The sequence below is a fragment of the Pseudomonas sp. MN1F genome (assembly GCF_009391885.1).
Classification (GTDB): domain Bacteria; phylum Pseudomonadota; class Gammaproteobacteria; order Pseudomonadales; family Pseudomonadaceae; genus Aquipseudomonas.
Window position 1 is genome coordinate 18,634 of record NZ_VZII01000006.1, and the last position, 13,699, is coordinate 32,332.

Here is a 13,699-nt window from a genome sequence, read left to right on the forward strand (position 1 = left end):
CGCAAACCACAGGAGGTCTGCGACGTGAAAATCTGCATTCTGGGTGCCGGTGCCCTGGGTTGCGCCATTGGCGCGGCCTTGAGCGAGGCGGGGCATGAAACCTGGTTGTTGAACCGTGGCCGTGCGCATGTCGAGGCCATCAACCTGCATGGGCTGCAGGTGCAGGACGAACGCGGCGAGCGCCACGTGCGGGTGAATGCCGCGATCAACGCCGAAGACGTCGGCGTGGCTGACCTGGTGGTGGTGCTGGTCAAGTCGTTCCACACCGCTGAGGCCATTGCCGGCGCCAGCGCGCTGATCGGGCCGCAGACGCTGGTGCTGTCGTTGCAGAACGGCCTCGGCCACGAGGACATCCTGGCCGAGGCGGTAGGGCGCGAGCGGGTGTTGGCCGGCAAGACCTACGTCGGCGGCGTGCTCCTGGCGCCGGGTGCGATCCGTGCCGGTGTGGCGGGCAAGCAAACCTTCATCGGCGAGCTGGACGGCCAGCTCACAGCGCGTGTGCAAGCGATTGCCGCAGCCTTCAACGGCGCGGGGCTGGCCACCACGGTCAGCGACAACATCCTCGGCACCATGTGGGACAAGCTGCTGGTCAACGTCGCCACTGGCGCGCTGAGCGGCATCACCATGCTCAGCTACGGCCAGCTGTACAGCGAGCCGCTGCTCGAAAGCACCGCCAAGGCCGCCGTGGCCGAGGCCATCGCCGTGGCCGAGCGCGCCGGTATCCGCCTGAGCCTGACCAGCCCCGAGGCCGCCTGGACGCTGGCCGCCGAAGGCCTGCCGGCGAGCTTCCGCACCTCGATGCTGCAAAGCCTGGAAAAAGGCTCGATCACCGAAATCGACTTCATCAACGGCTCCGTCGTGCGCTGGGGCCAGCGCCATGGCGTGGCCACACCGGTCAACGCAACCCTGGTGGCCTGCATCAAGGGCATCGAACGCGCCATGGCCGATCACCAGAAGAGGGAAAACCCATGAGCCAGCCAAAAGCCTACCTCGAACATGTCGCGTTCTGGGTGCGGGACATCCAGTGGCATATACGCTTCTTCAGCGAAGTGTGCGGCATGACCATGCGCGAAGTGCAGGGCGACGTCGAGCGCCCCGCGCAGTACTGGACCCTCGGTGGCCTGCAGTTCATCCACCAGCCGGACTTCGCTGGCCCGGAAGGGCGCATGGCGCACCTGGGCATCATGTGCGAGGACCTTGAAGCCGCATTGGCGGCGGCCCAGCGTTTCGGCGTCAGCGAGATGCCCCAAGGGCGTAACTGGCTGCGCCTGCCCGACGGCCTGGCCGTGGAATTCATCCAGGCGATGCCCGCGCAATGCGTGGCCCAGGCCTTGGCCATCGACCCCCGAGCGCAGGTGCAGGCATGAGCGTGGTGGAAAAATACTGGGACGATGCCCGCGAGGGCGATGAATGCATCAGCCCCACCTACACCGTGACCCGCGAACGCATCCTGGCCTACGCCGACCTGACCGGGGACCACACCCCGGTGCATGTCGACGAGGCGTACGCCAACGCCAGCCACTTCGGCTGCCTGGTCGCCCACGGCCTGTTCGGGTTGTCGATTGCCGACGGCCTGAAGACCCAGTGCGAATACCGTTTCCTGCCGGGCATGTCGCTGGGCTGGACCTGGGACTTCGTGCTGCCGATCAAGGTCAACGATGTGCTGCATGTGCGCATGCGGGTGGGGGCGATGCGCCCGAGCAACAGTCGCACGGGCTGGGGCATCGTGGTGCTGCCATCGGAACTGATCAACCAGCACGGCGAAGTCGTGCAGCGCGGCGAGCACCGGCTGATGGTGCCGCGGAGGGCAGCAGCATGAGCCAGGCATTGCCATTGGCGGGTATTCGCGTCATCGACTACAGCCACTTCCTCGCCGGCCCCTATGTCGGGCGCTGCCTGGCAGCATTGGGCGCCGAGGTGATCAAGGTCGAGCGGCCGGGCAGCGGCGATGCCGGCCGCCAGCACGCGTTCACCCTGGATGACCAGCAGAGCGGTTACTTCCTGCAGCTGAACATGGGCAAGCAGGGCGTCAGCGTGAACATGAAGGACCCGCGTGGCAAAGCCTTCATGCAGCGCCTGACCGATTCGGCCGACGTGTTCATCGAAAACTACCGCCCCGGTGCCCTGGACAAGCTGGGCCTGGGCTATGCCGAGCTCGCAGCGCGCAACCCGCGCCTGGTGTACTGCTCGATTTCCGCCTACGGCCACACTGGGCCGGACGCCCACCGCGCCGGCTTCGGGCTGATCGCCGAGGCCAAGAGCGGGATCATGCAGATGGTCGGCGTGCCCGGCGAAGCGCCGCCGCTGCTGCGCATTTCGCTGGGCGACATGTACACCGGCATCCATGCCGTGGCGGCAATCAATGCGGCGCTGCTGGGCCGGGTCAGCAGCGGCCGTGGGCAGCACATCGACATGGCCCTGTACGACACGCTGGTGTCGATGCATGAGTACGCAGTGCAGTGCTACACGTTGTCCGATGGCAGCGTGCTGCCCGAGCAGACCGGCCATGACATGCCCACCTCGACCTTGTACGGCGTGTTCCGCGCCGCCGATGGCGACCTGGTGATCGCCGCCCAGGTCGATGATGCCTGGCAACGCTTTGCCGCCATGCTCGAAGCCAATGGCGGCCCGAGCGGGTTTGGCAGCGATCAACGCTATCACAACCTCAACGGTCGCAATGCCCATCGCCAGGCGATCCTGGCCGTGGTCCGCGACTGGGTCGGCGCCCGCCAGGTGGCCGATATCCTGCACTTGCTGGACGGCATCGACATCCCCAGTGCCAAAGTGCAGCGCATCGACGAGGTGCTCGCCGACCCGCAGATCCAGGCGCGCAACATGGTCATCGAACAGCAGCACCCGCGCTACGGCACCTTGCGCCTGCCCAACCTGCCGTTCCGTTTTTCCGACTGTGACACCACGATCCACCAGGTGGCCCCGGACCTTGGCCAGCACAACGCCGAGGTGGCTGCGGCGCTTGGTTTCAGCCCTGAAGAAATCACCGCCATGCAGGCAGACGGTGTGCTGTTCACCCACGGAGATGCACGATGAGCGACCGCTATGCAGTGATCGGCCGGCCGATCAACCACACCAAGTCCCCGCTGATCCATGGCCTGTTCGCCGAGGCCACTGGCCAGGCCCTGGAGTACGGCGCCATCGAAGGCGAGCTTGAAGGCTTCGAGGCCCAGGTATTGCAGTTGCGCAGCGAGGGCGGGCTGGGCATGAACATCACCGCGCCGTTCAAGCTGCGCGCCTTCGAGTTGGCCGACCGGCGCAGCGAGCGGGCGCAGCTGGCACGGGCGGCCAATGCGCTGAAGTTCGAGGATGGCAGTATCTACGCCGAGAATTTCGATGGCATCGGCCTGCTGCGTGATATCGAGCAGAACCTCGGCGAACCGCTACGCAATCGCCGGGTGCTGTTGCTCGGTGCTGGCGGCGCGGTGCGCGGCGCCTTGCTGCCGTTCCTGCAGGCCGGGCCGCGTGAGCTGGTAATCGCCAACCGCGACATGGCCAAGGCGCTGACCTTGCGCAACGAACTGGATCATCCGCGGCTGCGCATCAGCCGTTATGAGGAACTGGACGGGCAAGCCTTCGATATCGTCGTCAACGCCACCTCCGCGAGCCTGACCGGCGAGTTGCCGCCGTTGCCTGCAGGCGTGCTGGGCGGCGCGCGCCTGGCCTACGAGCTGGCCTATGGCAAAGGCCTGACACCGTTCCTGCGCATGGCGCAGGCGCACGGTGTGGCGCGCTTGGCCGATGGCGTCGGCATGCTGGTGGAGCAGGCGGCAGAGGCATTTGCCTGGTGGCGCGGGGTGCGGCCTGAAACCCGTGCCGTGATCGATCGCCTGACCATCCCCCTGGAGTGAGCCATGGCCGCCAATGTCCTGATGCTGCACGGCATCAACCACAACATGTTCGGCAAGCGCGACCCGCGCCAGTACGGCACAGCCACCCTGGCCGACATCGATCAGGCCCTGCAGGCGCTGGGCGAGGAACTCGGTGCGCGGGTCGAGTGCTTCCAGACCAACTATGAAGGTGCAATGTGCGAGCGCATCCATCGCGCCTATGAGGACGGGGTGGATGCAGTGCTGATCAATGCCGGGGCCTGGACCCATTACAGCTACGGCATTCGTGACGCACTGGCCATTGTCGAGGCGCCGGTGGTTGAAGTGCATATGTCGAACATCCATGCCAGAGAGCCGTTCCGCCATCACTCGGTGTTTGCCGAGGTGGTGCGCGGGCAGATCTGCGGGTTTGGCGTCGAGACCTACCTGCTGGCGCTGCGTGCGGCGTTGAAGATGCTCTGACCGTCTCGCTGCGGGGGCGGGCAAGCCCGCTCCGGCAATGAAGGCTCTCCACATTCAGAAGGATTTGTCACCTTGGCCACCCCCGCAGTCGCGAACCCCTCTCGGCAAACCACCTTGGTCGCCTTGCTGGTGGCCATTACCTTCTTCATGGAAAACCTCGACGCCACCGTCATCGCCACGGCGCTGCCGCAGATGGCCAGTGACTTCGCCGAGAACCCGGTCAGCCTGAACATCGGCATCAGCGCCTACCTGCTGGCGGTGGCAGTGTTCATCCCGCTCAGCGGCTGGGTGGCCGACCGCTTTGGCGCCCGGCAGGTGTTCGCCGGGGCCATCGGCCTGTTCACCCTGGCGTCGTGGCTCTGCGGCCTGGCCGCCAACCTGGAGACCTTCGTCGCCGCGCGGGTGCTGCAAGGCATCGGCGGTGCACTGATGGTGCCGGTCGGGCGGCTGGTGGTGTTGCGCACCACCGAGAAGCAGGACCTGGTAAAGATGCTTGCGGTGATCACTTGGCCCGGGCTGGTAGCGCCGGTACTGGGGCCGCCCATCGGCGGGCTGATCGTCACCCACCTGTCGTGGCCGTGGATCTTCTACCTGAACATACCGCTTGGCGTGCTGGCCATTGCGGCAGCGTGGTGGCTGATTCCCGCTGGCCGCCCCAGCGAAGCGCGCCGCTTCGACCTGCTCGGCTTCGGGTTCCTCGCGTCGGCCTGCGCCGCGTGGCTGATCGGCCTGGAAATGCTAGGTTCGCTCGGCGCTGGCAGCCTGCCCGGCGGGGCGGCACTGGTGGCATTGGGCGGGCTGCTGAGCTGGCTGGCGATTCGTCATTGCCAGCGCCACCCGGCACCGCTGTTGCCATTGGCGGCCATGGGCATCGCCACGTTCAGGGCCAGCATCGTCGGCGGTACGCTGTTCCGCCTGTCGATCAGCGCCTTGCCGTTCCTGATTCCGCTGTTGCTGCAGGTTGGCTTTGGCCTGTCACCGGTGGACGCCGGCTTGCTGGTGCTGGCGATCTTCGCTGGCAACCTGGCGATGAAGCCGTTCACCACCGGCTTGCTGCGCCGTTATGGTTTCCGTCGCGTAATGCTGGTCAATGGCATGATCGGTGTCGGCTGCATCCTGGCCTGCCTGGGCTTGCAGCAGGGCATGCCGTGGTACTGGATGGCGCTGGTGCTGTTCATTGGCGGGCTGTCGCGTTCGATGCAGTTCACCACCTACAACGCCGTCGGTTTCGCTGAGGTGCCCAAGCCGCAGATGGGCGAGGCGTCGACGTTGTTCAGCATGTTCTTCCAGCTGGCGATGGCGCTGGGGGTTGCCGTGGCGGCGCTGCTGCTGCGGCTATCGATGATGCTGCGCGGCGCTGAGGGCGGGATGACCGTCAGCGACTTCCATTGGGCGTTGCTCGGGGTAGCGCTGATTGCCTGCCTCGCGCTGGTCGATGCCATGCGCCTGCCAGGCAATGCCGGTGAGCAGGTCTTGCGCACCTGACGGGCATTGCGGCCACCCAGGTGGCCGCAACAACAGCGCTTGTCAGGACTTCACAGTGCCGGTTGCAAGGCTCCTGCGCTTGCTCATCAGGCCGTAATAGCAGGCTGCCGGGAACAGCAGCCCCACCACCCAGGCCAGGTCGATGCCCTGCAACGAGGCGGCGACCGGCCCAACGTAGAGGGAGGTGTTCATGAACGGGATCTCCAGGGCGATGGTGGCGAGGAACACGCCCACCGCAATCCAGTTGACCCGGCCATAGATACCCGAGGGGTCGAAGATGTCGGCTATCAGGTATTGCCCTTTGCGCAGCGCGTAGTAGTCCACCAGGTTGATCGCGGTCCAGGGGATCAGAAAGTAGCTCATGAAGAAGATGAAGTTCAGGAAGAACTGGATGAAGTCATCCTGGGCCAGGGTGCACAACGCTGTCGCCAGGGCACAGATCACCAGCATGAAGCCCGCGCGCACCCCGGGGGTGACTTTCAGCGCCGCGAACGGTTCGATCACCGTCACCGTCGACATGAACGCGCCATACAGGTTGAACACGTTGATCGCGATCTGCCCGTAGAGCACGAACGCCACCGCCAGCAACGTCCCGCCACCGAGCACGCCGAGCAGCTGCAGGCCGACGTTGTCGGAAAAGCCGGCAACAGCCTTGGCCAGCACGGCGCCCAGCAGCATCATCCAGCTACCGCCGATGACGGTGCCCGCGTAGCTGTACCAGAACACCTGGCGGGTGGACGTGCGGGTCGGCAAATAGCGCGAGTAGTCGGCTACGTAAGGGGCGTAGGACAGCTGCCAGGTGACCGCGATGCTCACCGAGGCCAGGAAGCTGGCCAGGTTGAAGCCTTGCGCAGACCATTGGCCGGCTTCCATCGGCAGCGCCAGGGCGAGCAGGGTGGCAATGCCAAAGACCGCGATCGACAGCAGCGACAGCAGCTTCTGCAGGCGGTGGATGAGCTGGTAGCCGAACAACGCCACCAGGAAGCACAGGGCGCCGAGCAGGGCAATGTTGCCGCCGTTGCCGAGCGGGCTGGCGCTGGCGATGGCCTGGGCGGCCAGTAGCGTGTTGCTGACGAAGAAGCCCAGGTAGATGAGCATCACGAACAGCAACGGCACGATGGCGCCGAACACGCCGAACTGCGCGCGGCTCTGGATCATTTGCGGGATGCCCAGGCGCGGGCCCTGGGCGGAATGCGACGCCATGAAGATCGCGCCGATCAACGCGCCGAGCACTATCGACAGCGCACTCCAGAACAGGTTGAGCCCCAGGCTGATCGGCAGCACCCCGGCGGCCACCGTGGTGATGTTGGCGTTGGCGCCGAACCAGACGAAGAACAGCGAGCGCGGCTCGCCATGGCGTTCGGCTTCCGGGATGAAGTCGATGCTTCTTTTCTCTACTTTCATGTCGTTCTCCGCTCAGTGCTGGGCAGTCAGTTGGCGTTCGAAGCGCGCAATCGTCTGCACGAACGCTTCTGGCGCAAAGGCGAGATGGTCGGGTTCTGCGCTGAGCACAGAGGCGGCCGGCTGGTTGTTCCAGCGGCGCAGCAACTGCTCGGTGGAAAAGATTTCCAGCCCGTAGAGCCAGTTGGAGAGAATGAACAGCGCCGAGTAGTGGGCGGCAAGCGTGGTCGCCGTGCAGGCGTCGGCGACCAGCACCAGCTGGAAGTCGTGCTGGTAGGCATCGAACAGGCTGCTCATCACGCACACGTCGGTCAGTACACCGATCACCACCAGTCGTTTGATGCCGCGGCTTTTCAAACTCTGGGCCAGGCGCGTGCCGTGAAAGGCGCTGTAGCGCTGTTTGTCGATCACCGTGTCACCGGCCTGCGGTGCCAGGGCGTCGATGATCTCGATGGCCGGGGTGCCGGCACGGTAGGTGGTTGGCCGGCCTTGTGCGTCGACCGGCTCGCCGAATGCCAGGTCGCGGCCGAGCGCATCGTTGACGTGGCGGGTGTAGAACAGCGGCAGGTTGCGGCTGCGGGCGCCGTCAATCAGCGCGGCCGCGTTGTCGATCACACTGTCGAGGCGCGGCAGGGGGAAGCTGTCCTCCTGCTGCAGGTCGATCACGAGAATAGCGGTGTCTTGAGTCATCGGGTTTCTTCCAGGTGCAGCGCCCCGGGCGCGCCACAAAGGGCTCGCCAGGCGGTGCTGCGGATGCAGGTGCGCGGGCGCCGTGACAACGGTGCCTGCGAGGGTCGAGCGCAACGCTCGTGGAAGAAATCAGCCGACTATCTGCCAGAAACCGTTCTGCTTGGCGGCGACAGCAGCGGGAAGGCGTTGCAGCGTGATCTGCAACGGTGCCGCCGCTCGGCGCAGGTAGCCGTTCATGGCCCCGCATGGCAAAGCGCGCACCCGGCCAGGGCGGCGGGTGCGAAACTTGGCAATGATGGAGGGGAGGCGGGCCATGAGCAGAACACTCGCGTTAATCGTTCAGCCATGGCAGCAAAATTCGGGCCATCACCACAGATGCGCCAGGAGCAGCGACTTTGAACGGTCGAGCTTGGCAGTGTTACTGAATGGCATGTGGTATGCCGTAATACTGTGCTACCAAGCGTATCAACCCGTCTTGCGCGATACCATCGCGGTCAAGGCAGCCCTGGCTTCATCGCTGTTGAGCCGCTCGATGAACAGCAGGCCTTCCTTGGCCACCGTGGCGGCCAGCGCGTCGCGCTGCCCATCCTTGAGCAAACGCCTGCTGATGCGCAGTGCATCGGCGGGCAACTGCTGCAGGCGCCGCGCCAGCTTGACCGCGGCGGCCAGGCATTGCGCGCCATCGTCGAACAGTTCGGTCGCCAGGCCCCACTGCAGCGCCTGTTCGCCATTCAGCGCCTGGTTGCACAGCAACAGCTGCGCCGCCCGCGCATGCCCGAGCAGCTGTGGCAGCAACAGGCTCGCGCCAAACTCCGGGCACACGCCCAGTGCCACGAACGGCGTGCGCAGCTTGGCGTCACGGCTGACCAGCACCTGGTCGCAATGCAGCAGCAGCGTGGTGCCGATGCCGATCGCCGGCCCTGCAACCGCCGCGATCAGCGGTTTGTCCAGCGCCAGCACCGCCCACATCATGCGGAACACCGGGCTTTGCAGGTCGGTCGGGGGCTGGTCGAGAAAATCTGGCAAGTCGTTGCCGGCGGTGAAGCACTCGGTGCTGCCGGTGATCAGGATCACCTCGACTTGCGGGTCGCTGTTGGCGGCCTCGAACAGCTCTGCCAGGCGCGTGTACATGGCGTTGGTCAGGGCGTTGAGTTTGTCTGCGCGGTTCAGGCGCAGGGTCAGCAGGCCTTCGTCGAGCTGCTGATGGATCAGGTCGGTCATGGGCGGTGCCTCTGTTGTTGTTATCGTGCCCGAGTATAAACAGGCTATCGCGACCGAGGCGAGTTGCTATACAGTCGTTCAACTGTGCGATCCACGAGAGCCACCGATGACCCAGGAAGCCCGCTTCAGCCGCATGCTGCCCGAACTGCGCAAGGCCAATCTGGTCGAGGCCACCCTGGCCTGCCTGAAGCGCCATGGCTTCCAGGGCGCCTCGATCCGCAAGATCTGCGCCGAAGCCGGGGTTTCGGTAGGCCTGATCAGCCACCATTATTCGGGCAAGGACGAGCTGGTCGCCGAAGCCTACATGGCGGTCACCGGCCGGGTCATGCAACTGCTGCGCGAAGCCATGGCCCAGGCCGCGCCCAACGCCCGCGAACGGTTGTCGGCGTTCTTCCGTGGCTCGTTCAGCGCCGAGCTGCTCGACCCGCAGCTGCTCGATGCCTGGCTGGCGTTCTGGGGCGCGGTGAAGACTGCCGAGGCGATCAACCAGGTGCATGACCACTCCTACGGCGAGTACCGCCGCGAACTGCGCACGCTGCTCGCGGAGCTGGCGCGGGAGGAGGGCTGGGAACACTTCGATGCCGACCTCGCCGCCATCAGCCTCAGCGCCTTGCTCGATGGCCTGTGGCTGGAATCCGGGCTGAACCCGGGCACCTTCACCCCGGCCCAGGGCGTGCAGATCTGCGAGGCCTGGGTCGATGGCCTGCAAGCCGGTGGTCGGCAACGCTTCAGCACAGCCACCGAGGGCTGTTGATCGACCGTTCAGCAATCGCTAGTCTTGGCCCACTCTAATAAAAAAATCGCCTTCGGGCGCTTCAGGACTACCCGCAATGACCTCTCAGGTACTGATCGTCGATGACGATCCACTGATTCGTGACTTGCTCCAGGCCTACCTGTCCCAGGAAGGCTATACCGTCCACTGCGCCGCCACTGCGGAACAGGCCGAAACGTTGCTGGGCGAGCAGCCGGTGGAACTGGTGATGCTCGACATCCGTTTGCCCGGCAAGGACGGCCTGACCCTGACCCGCGAGCTGCGGGTGCGCTCGGAAGTGGGGATCATCCTGATCACCGGGCGCAACGACGAGATCGACCGCATCGTCGGCCTGGAATGTGGCGCCGACGATTATGTGAGCAAACCGCTCAACCCCCGCGAACTGGTGTCCCGCGCGAAGAACCTGATCCGTCGCGTGCGCCACGCCCAGGGCGCCCGGCCAGCCAGCGTGGCCACCGCCACCCTCAAGCAGTTCGGCGACTGGTCGCTGGACTGCGACCGCCGCCGCCTGATCGATGCGCAGGGCGGCGAAACCCTGTTGACCCACGGCGAATTCCAGCTGCTCAGCGTGTTCCTGCGCAACAGCGGCCACACCCTGAGCCGCGACCAGCTGATGGACCAGATCCGCAACCGCGAGTGGGTGCCCAACGACCGTTCCATCGACGTACTGGTCGGCCGCCTGCGGCGCAAGCTGCACGACGACCCCGCCGAGCCTGAACTGATCATTACCATCCACGGTGCCGGCTACCTGTTCACTGCCAGCGTGGCTGCGTGAGCCCGTACCTGTTCGGCCTGCTGGTGCTGTTGGCCAGTGGTGCACTGCAGGCCGCCGGCACCGTGCGTTACTGCGATTACCCGGTGTACCCACCGGTGTCCTGGAGCGATGGCAAGCAGCCGCGCGGGCTGGCGCCGACGGTGGTACGCGAGCTGTTCGGGCGGCTGGGCTATCAGGTCGAGATGGTGGTGCTGGGCAACTGGCAACGCTGCCTGCTCGACGCTGCCGAAGGGCGGGTGGATGTGGTGCTGGCCTACACCTCGGAGCAGCGCGCCAAGTCGATGCGCTTTTCCCAGGTGCCGGTGCTGCGCGAGGAGGTGGCGGTGTTCGCCAACCGCCAGCATCCGCTGCAGTTCGACCAGCTCGAAGACCTGGCCAAATACCGTGGAGGGCTGCTCTTCGGCGAAAGCTATGGCCCGGCGTTCGACCGCTTCGTGGCGCAGCACCAGAACATCGAGTGGGTGTCGGACAGCGGGCAGAACTTCGGCAAGCTGATTCGCGGGCGCATCGACTTCGTGGTCCAGGAGCGGCGCACCGGGCAGCTGTTCGTCGAACACCTGCCTGGCGCCCAGGACATCGTTGCACTGCCACCGGCACTGAGCGTCGACTACCTGCGCGTGGCGGTGTCGCGCCACTCGCCGTTGAGCGAGCACATGGGCGAGATCGACGCGCAACTGCAGAAGATGGCCGACGCCGGCGAACTGGAGCGCTGGCTGCATGAAAGCGAGGTCACCTACCGCGACATGGTCAGCCAGCCATGAACCGCCTGCAACCCGGTGGCCTGCTGCGGCGGCTGTTGCTGTTCATCCTGCTGTTCAGCCTGTGCTTCACGGTGCTGGCCAGCAGCGTGCAGCTGTATTTCGAGTACCGCCGCGAGATGCGCGAGATCGATGCGCGCATGGCGCTGATCCGCGCTGGCTACCTGGCCAGCCTGGAACGTAGCCTGTGGGACCTGAATCAGGAGCAGCTGAACGTGCAGCTGCGCGGGCTGGTGGACTTCTCCGACGTGGCGCGGGTGCGCCTGAACAGCGCCGACTTCACCCTGCAGCAAGGTGAGCCGAACCCGCAGGGGCCGCTGCGGGTCGAGCGCTTCGCGCTGGACTATCAGCCACCGTCAGGGCCTGCGCGCCACCTGGGCGAACTGGAAGTGAGCACTGACCTGGGCGCGGTGCACCGGCGGCTGTTCGCCACCGGCCTGACCAGCCTGCTGTGGATGAGCGTGTTCCTCTGCGGCCTGGCGCTGGCTTTGTCGGGTTTGTTCTATCGCCTGGTAACCCGTCACCTGCAGGTCATGGCCGACTTCGCCCGGCGCATCGGTGCCGGGCAATGGCACGAGCCGCTGCGCCTGAACAAGCGCCGTTCGCCCCATACCGACGAAATCGACAGCGTGGCGCTGGCACTGGATGACATGCGCCGGGCCATCCTCAGTGACAGCGAACGCCGCGAAAGCGACCGCCTGGCCTTGCAGGACAAGCGTGACGAGCTGCAGAAGCAGGTTGAGCGGCGCACCGCCAGCCTGATGCGTGCCAAGGACGATGCCGAGGCGGCCAACCTGGCCAAGTCGCGCTTCCTCGCCACCATGAGCCATGAACTGCGCACGCCACTGAACGGTATTCTCGGCATGGCCGAATTGTTGCGCGACGCCGGCCTCGCAGCGCCGGATCGCCAACGCCTGGAGGCGTTGTACAAGGCCGGCGACGGGCTGCTGAGCATCCTCAACGAGGTGCTGTATTTTGCCCGCCTGGAAGAGGGCGAAAGCCGCCCCGAGGCCGTGGATTTCTCCCTGCGCCAGCTGTGCGCCGAGGTCGTGACCCTGCTCGAACCCCGCGCGCTGGCCAACGACAGCCTGGTGCTGTGCCGCATCGACCCGCAGCTGGCTGCGTACCAGCACGGCGCCGAGCAGTACCTGCGCCAGGTCCTGAGCAACCTGCTGGCCAACGCCATCAAGTTCACCGAGGGCGGCGAGATCCTGGTGGAAGTGCAGGTGTTGCAGGCGCAACCCGGGCGGCAGCATCTGCGCCTGAGTGTCACCGACGACGGCATCGGCATCTGCGAGGCGATGCAGCCGAAGATCTTCGACCGCTTCGTCCAGGCCAGCGAGGCGGTCGCACGGCGCTACGGCGGCACCGGCCTGGGGCTGGCGATCAGCAAGCACTTGGTCGAGCAGATGGCCGGGCAGATCGGCGTGCGCAGCCGCGAGGGCGAGGGCAGCTGCTTCTGGCTGGAGCTGGCGCTTGAGACGGCGCAGGCGCCCCAGGCCATGGCGCAGGCTGAGCGCGCCGCTGCGCCACTGCACGTCCTGGTGGTGGAAGACGTAGCCCTGAACCGTGAAGTGGTGCGCGGGCTGCTGGAGCGCGACGGGCATGAAGTGTGGCTGGCCGAGGATGCCGAGCAGGGCTTGCAGTTGTGTGCACAGCAGCGCTTCGATCTGCTTCTGCTGGATGTGCACTTGCCGGGCATCAGTGGCGTGGAGCTGTGCCGACAGCTGCGTGCTGGCGCCACGCCGAACCGCGACACGCGCATCCTGGCGCTGACCGCCAGCGTTCAGCCGGGGCTGGTGCGTGCCTATCTGGATGCCGGGATGCAGGGGGTGCTGGGCAAGCCGCTGAAGCTTGCCAACCTGCGTCAGGCTCTGGCGGGGCAAATCCAACAGCAGCAAACGCAAGCGCCCGCCTGGCTCGACCATGAGTTGCTGGCCACGCACCGCACGCTGCTCGGCGAGCAAAAGCTGCAAGGCCTGCTGGCTGGCTTGCGAGACGCCCTGGCGCAACAGCACCAGCCTTTGCTGGAGGCGGTCGAGGCGGGCGACTGCACCGAGGTGACCCACCTGGCCCATCGACTGGCTGGCAGCAGCGACTCCATGGGCTTGTGCGGCCTGGCGGCGACCTTGCGCCGGCTTGAGGCGCTTGCGCTGGCCCGCGACAAAACGGGCGTGCGGGCCATGGGCCCGTTGCTGGGCGAGCAGCTGCAGCGTGGCGAACACACCCTGGCCGAGCTGCTGGTCGGCTGAGCGACAAAATCCTTACGACTTTTTACATCTTTGATCTTTAC

At 65.9% G+C, this 13,699-nt stretch carries 15 protein-coding genes; 11 read left to right on the forward strand and 4 right to left on the reverse strand.

Features of this window, described 5'->3' with window-relative positions; genetic code table 11:
• Nucleotides 1–24 precede the first annotated feature (24 nt).
• The 7 genes from F6X59_RS02605 (at nucleotide 25) to F6X59_RS02635 (ending at nucleotide 5,789) form a co-directional block, all read left to right on the forward strand.
• The gene (locus F6X59_RS02605; RefSeq protein ID WP_346653468.1) at nucleotides 25–972 is read left to right on the forward strand and encodes a ketopantoate reductase family protein; all 948 of its coding nucleotides are present in this window, start codon (nucleotides 25–27) and stop codon (nucleotides 970–972) included.
• A complete protein-coding gene (locus F6X59_RS02610) occupies nucleotides 969–1,367 on the forward strand; it encodes a VOC family protein (RefSeq protein ID WP_152954275.1) in 399 nt (132 codons plus the stop codon). The genes F6X59_RS02605 and F6X59_RS02610 overlap by 4 nt, the downstream gene beginning before the upstream one ends.
• Nucleotides 1,364–1,819, forward strand: coding sequence for a MaoC family dehydratase (locus F6X59_RS02615; protein ID WP_152954276.1), 456 nt, complete (start codon nucleotides 1,364–1,366; stop codon nucleotides 1,817–1,819). The genes F6X59_RS02610 and F6X59_RS02615 overlap by 4 nt, the downstream gene beginning before the upstream one ends.
• Nucleotides 1,816–3,048, forward strand: a complete 1,233-nt coding sequence (locus tag F6X59_RS02620; RefSeq protein WP_152954278.1) for a CaiB/BaiF CoA-transferase family protein — start codon at nucleotides 1,816–1,818, stop codon at nucleotides 3,046–3,048. Before F6X59_RS02615 ends, F6X59_RS02620 begins: the two co-directional genes overlap by 4 nt.
• Entirely contained in the window at nucleotides 3,045–3,863 is an 819-nt protein-coding gene (gene aroE, locus F6X59_RS02625; protein ID WP_152954280.1) for a shikimate dehydrogenase, read from the forward strand. Before F6X59_RS02620 ends, aroE begins: the two co-directional genes overlap by 4 nt.
• Before the next feature lie 3 nt (nucleotides 3,864–3,866).
• A complete protein-coding gene (gene aroQ, locus F6X59_RS02630) occupies nucleotides 3,867–4,304 on the forward strand; it encodes a type II 3-dehydroquinate dehydratase (RefSeq protein WP_152954282.1) in 438 nt (145 codons plus the stop codon).
• 72 nt (nucleotides 4,305–4,376) lie between these two features.
• Nucleotides 4,377–5,789: an MFS transporter gene (locus tag F6X59_RS02635; protein ID WP_152954284.1), complete on the forward strand. Its 1,413-nt coding sequence runs from the start codon at nucleotides 4,377–4,379 to the stop codon at nucleotides 5,787–5,789.
• A 42-nt stretch (nucleotides 5,790–5,831) separates the two neighbouring features.
• Here F6X59_RS02635 and F6X59_RS02640 read toward each other — a convergent pair whose 3' ends face one another.
• The 4 genes from F6X59_RS02640 to F6X59_RS02655 form a co-directional block, all read right to left on the reverse strand.
• Nucleotides 5,832–7,193 carry a cytosine permease gene (locus tag F6X59_RS02640; protein ID WP_152954286.1) on the reverse strand — a complete coding sequence of 454 codons (1,362 nt, stop codon included), beginning with the start codon at nucleotides 7,191–7,193 and terminating at the stop codon, nucleotides 5,832–5,834.
• A 12-nt stretch (nucleotides 7,194–7,205) separates the two neighbouring features.
• A complete protein-coding gene (locus F6X59_RS02645; protein ID WP_152954287.1) occupies nucleotides 7,206–7,880 on the reverse strand; it encodes a cysteine hydrolase family protein in 675 nt (224 codons plus the stop codon).
• Between the two features lie 129 nt (nucleotides 7,881–8,009).
• Nucleotides 8,010–8,195, reverse strand: coding sequence for a hypothetical protein (locus F6X59_RS02650; protein ID WP_152954290.1), 186 nt, complete (start codon nucleotides 8,193–8,195; stop codon nucleotides 8,010–8,012).
• Between the two features lie 150 nt (nucleotides 8,196–8,345).
• On the reverse strand, nucleotides 8,346–9,101 hold the full coding sequence (locus F6X59_RS02655; protein WP_152954292.1) for an enoyl-CoA hydratase-related protein: 756 nt from the start codon (nucleotides 9,099–9,101) through the stop codon (nucleotides 8,346–8,348).
• A 106-nt stretch (nucleotides 9,102–9,207) separates the two neighbouring features.
• Here F6X59_RS02655 and F6X59_RS02660 point away from each other — a divergent pair, with 106 nt between their 5' ends.
• The 4 genes from F6X59_RS02660 (at nucleotide 9,208) to F6X59_RS02675 (ending at nucleotide 13,658) form a co-directional block, all read left to right on the forward strand.
• Complete coding sequence (locus tag F6X59_RS02660; protein WP_152954294.1) at nucleotides 9,208–9,855, forward strand: TetR family transcriptional regulator C-terminal domain-containing protein; 648 nt, start codon at nucleotides 9,208–9,210, stop codon at nucleotides 9,853–9,855.
• 76 nt (nucleotides 9,856–9,931) lie between these two features.
• The gene (locus F6X59_RS02665; protein WP_152954296.1) at nucleotides 9,932–10,648 is read left to right on the forward strand and encodes a response regulator; all 717 of its coding nucleotides are present in this window, start codon (nucleotides 9,932–9,934) and stop codon (nucleotides 10,646–10,648) included.
• Nucleotides 10,645–11,409, forward strand: coding sequence for a substrate-binding periplasmic protein (locus tag F6X59_RS02670; protein ID WP_372240284.1), 765 nt, complete (start codon nucleotides 10,645–10,647; stop codon nucleotides 11,407–11,409). The genes F6X59_RS02665 and F6X59_RS02670 overlap by 4 nt, the downstream gene beginning before the upstream one ends.
• Entirely contained in the window at nucleotides 11,406–13,658 is a 2,253-nt protein-coding gene (locus tag F6X59_RS02675) for an ATP-binding protein (protein ID WP_152954298.1), read from the forward strand. Before F6X59_RS02670 ends, F6X59_RS02675 begins: the two co-directional genes overlap by 4 nt.
• The last annotated feature ends 41 nt before the right edge of the window (nucleotides 13,659–13,699 follow it).

Excerpts from the sequence above, each read along its gene's own strand:
- F6X59_RS02610 (WP_152954275.1), top strand. The coding sequence starts at position 969 with ATGAGCCAGCCAAAAGCCTACCTCGAACATGTCGCGTTCTGGGTGCGG.
- F6X59_RS02615 (WP_152954276.1), top strand. The coding sequence starts at position 1,364 with ATGAGCGTGGTGGAAAAATACTGGGACGATGCCCGCGAGGGCGATGAA.
- F6X59_RS02620 (WP_152954278.1), top strand. The coding sequence starts at position 1,816 with ATGAGCCAGGCATTGCCATTGGCGGGTATTCGCGTCATCGACTACAGC.
- aroE (WP_152954280.1), top strand. The coding sequence starts at position 3,045 with ATGAGCGACCGCTATGCAGTGATCGGCCGGCCGATCAACCACACCAAG.
- aroQ (WP_152954282.1), top strand. The coding sequence starts at position 3,867 with ATGGCCGCCAATGTCCTGATGCTGCACGGCATCAACCACAACATGTTC.
- F6X59_RS02640 (WP_152954286.1), bottom strand. The coding sequence starts at position 7,193 with ATGAAAGTAGAGAAAAGAAGCATCGACTTCATCCCGGAAGCCGAACGC.
- F6X59_RS02645 (WP_152954287.1), bottom strand. The coding sequence starts at position 7,880 with ATGACTCAAGACACCGCTATTCTCGTGATCGACCTGCAGCAGGAGGAC.
- F6X59_RS02650 (WP_152954290.1), bottom strand. The coding sequence starts at position 8,195 with ATGGCCCGCCTCCCCTCCATCATTGCCAAGTTTCGCACCCGCCGCCCT.
- F6X59_RS02655 (WP_152954292.1), bottom strand. The coding sequence starts at position 9,101 with ATGACCGACCTGATCCATCAGCAGCTCGACGAAGGCCTGCTGACCCTG.
- F6X59_RS02660 (WP_152954294.1), top strand. The coding sequence starts at position 9,208 with ATGACCCAGGAAGCCCGCTTCAGCCGCATGCTGCCCGAACTGCGCAAG.
- F6X59_RS02665 (WP_152954296.1), top strand. The coding sequence starts at position 9,932 with ATGACCTCTCAGGTACTGATCGTCGATGACGATCCACTGATTCGTGAC.
- F6X59_RS02675 (WP_152954298.1), top strand. The coding sequence starts at position 11,406 with ATGAACCGCCTGCAACCCGGTGGCCTGCTGCGGCGGCTGTTGCTGTTC.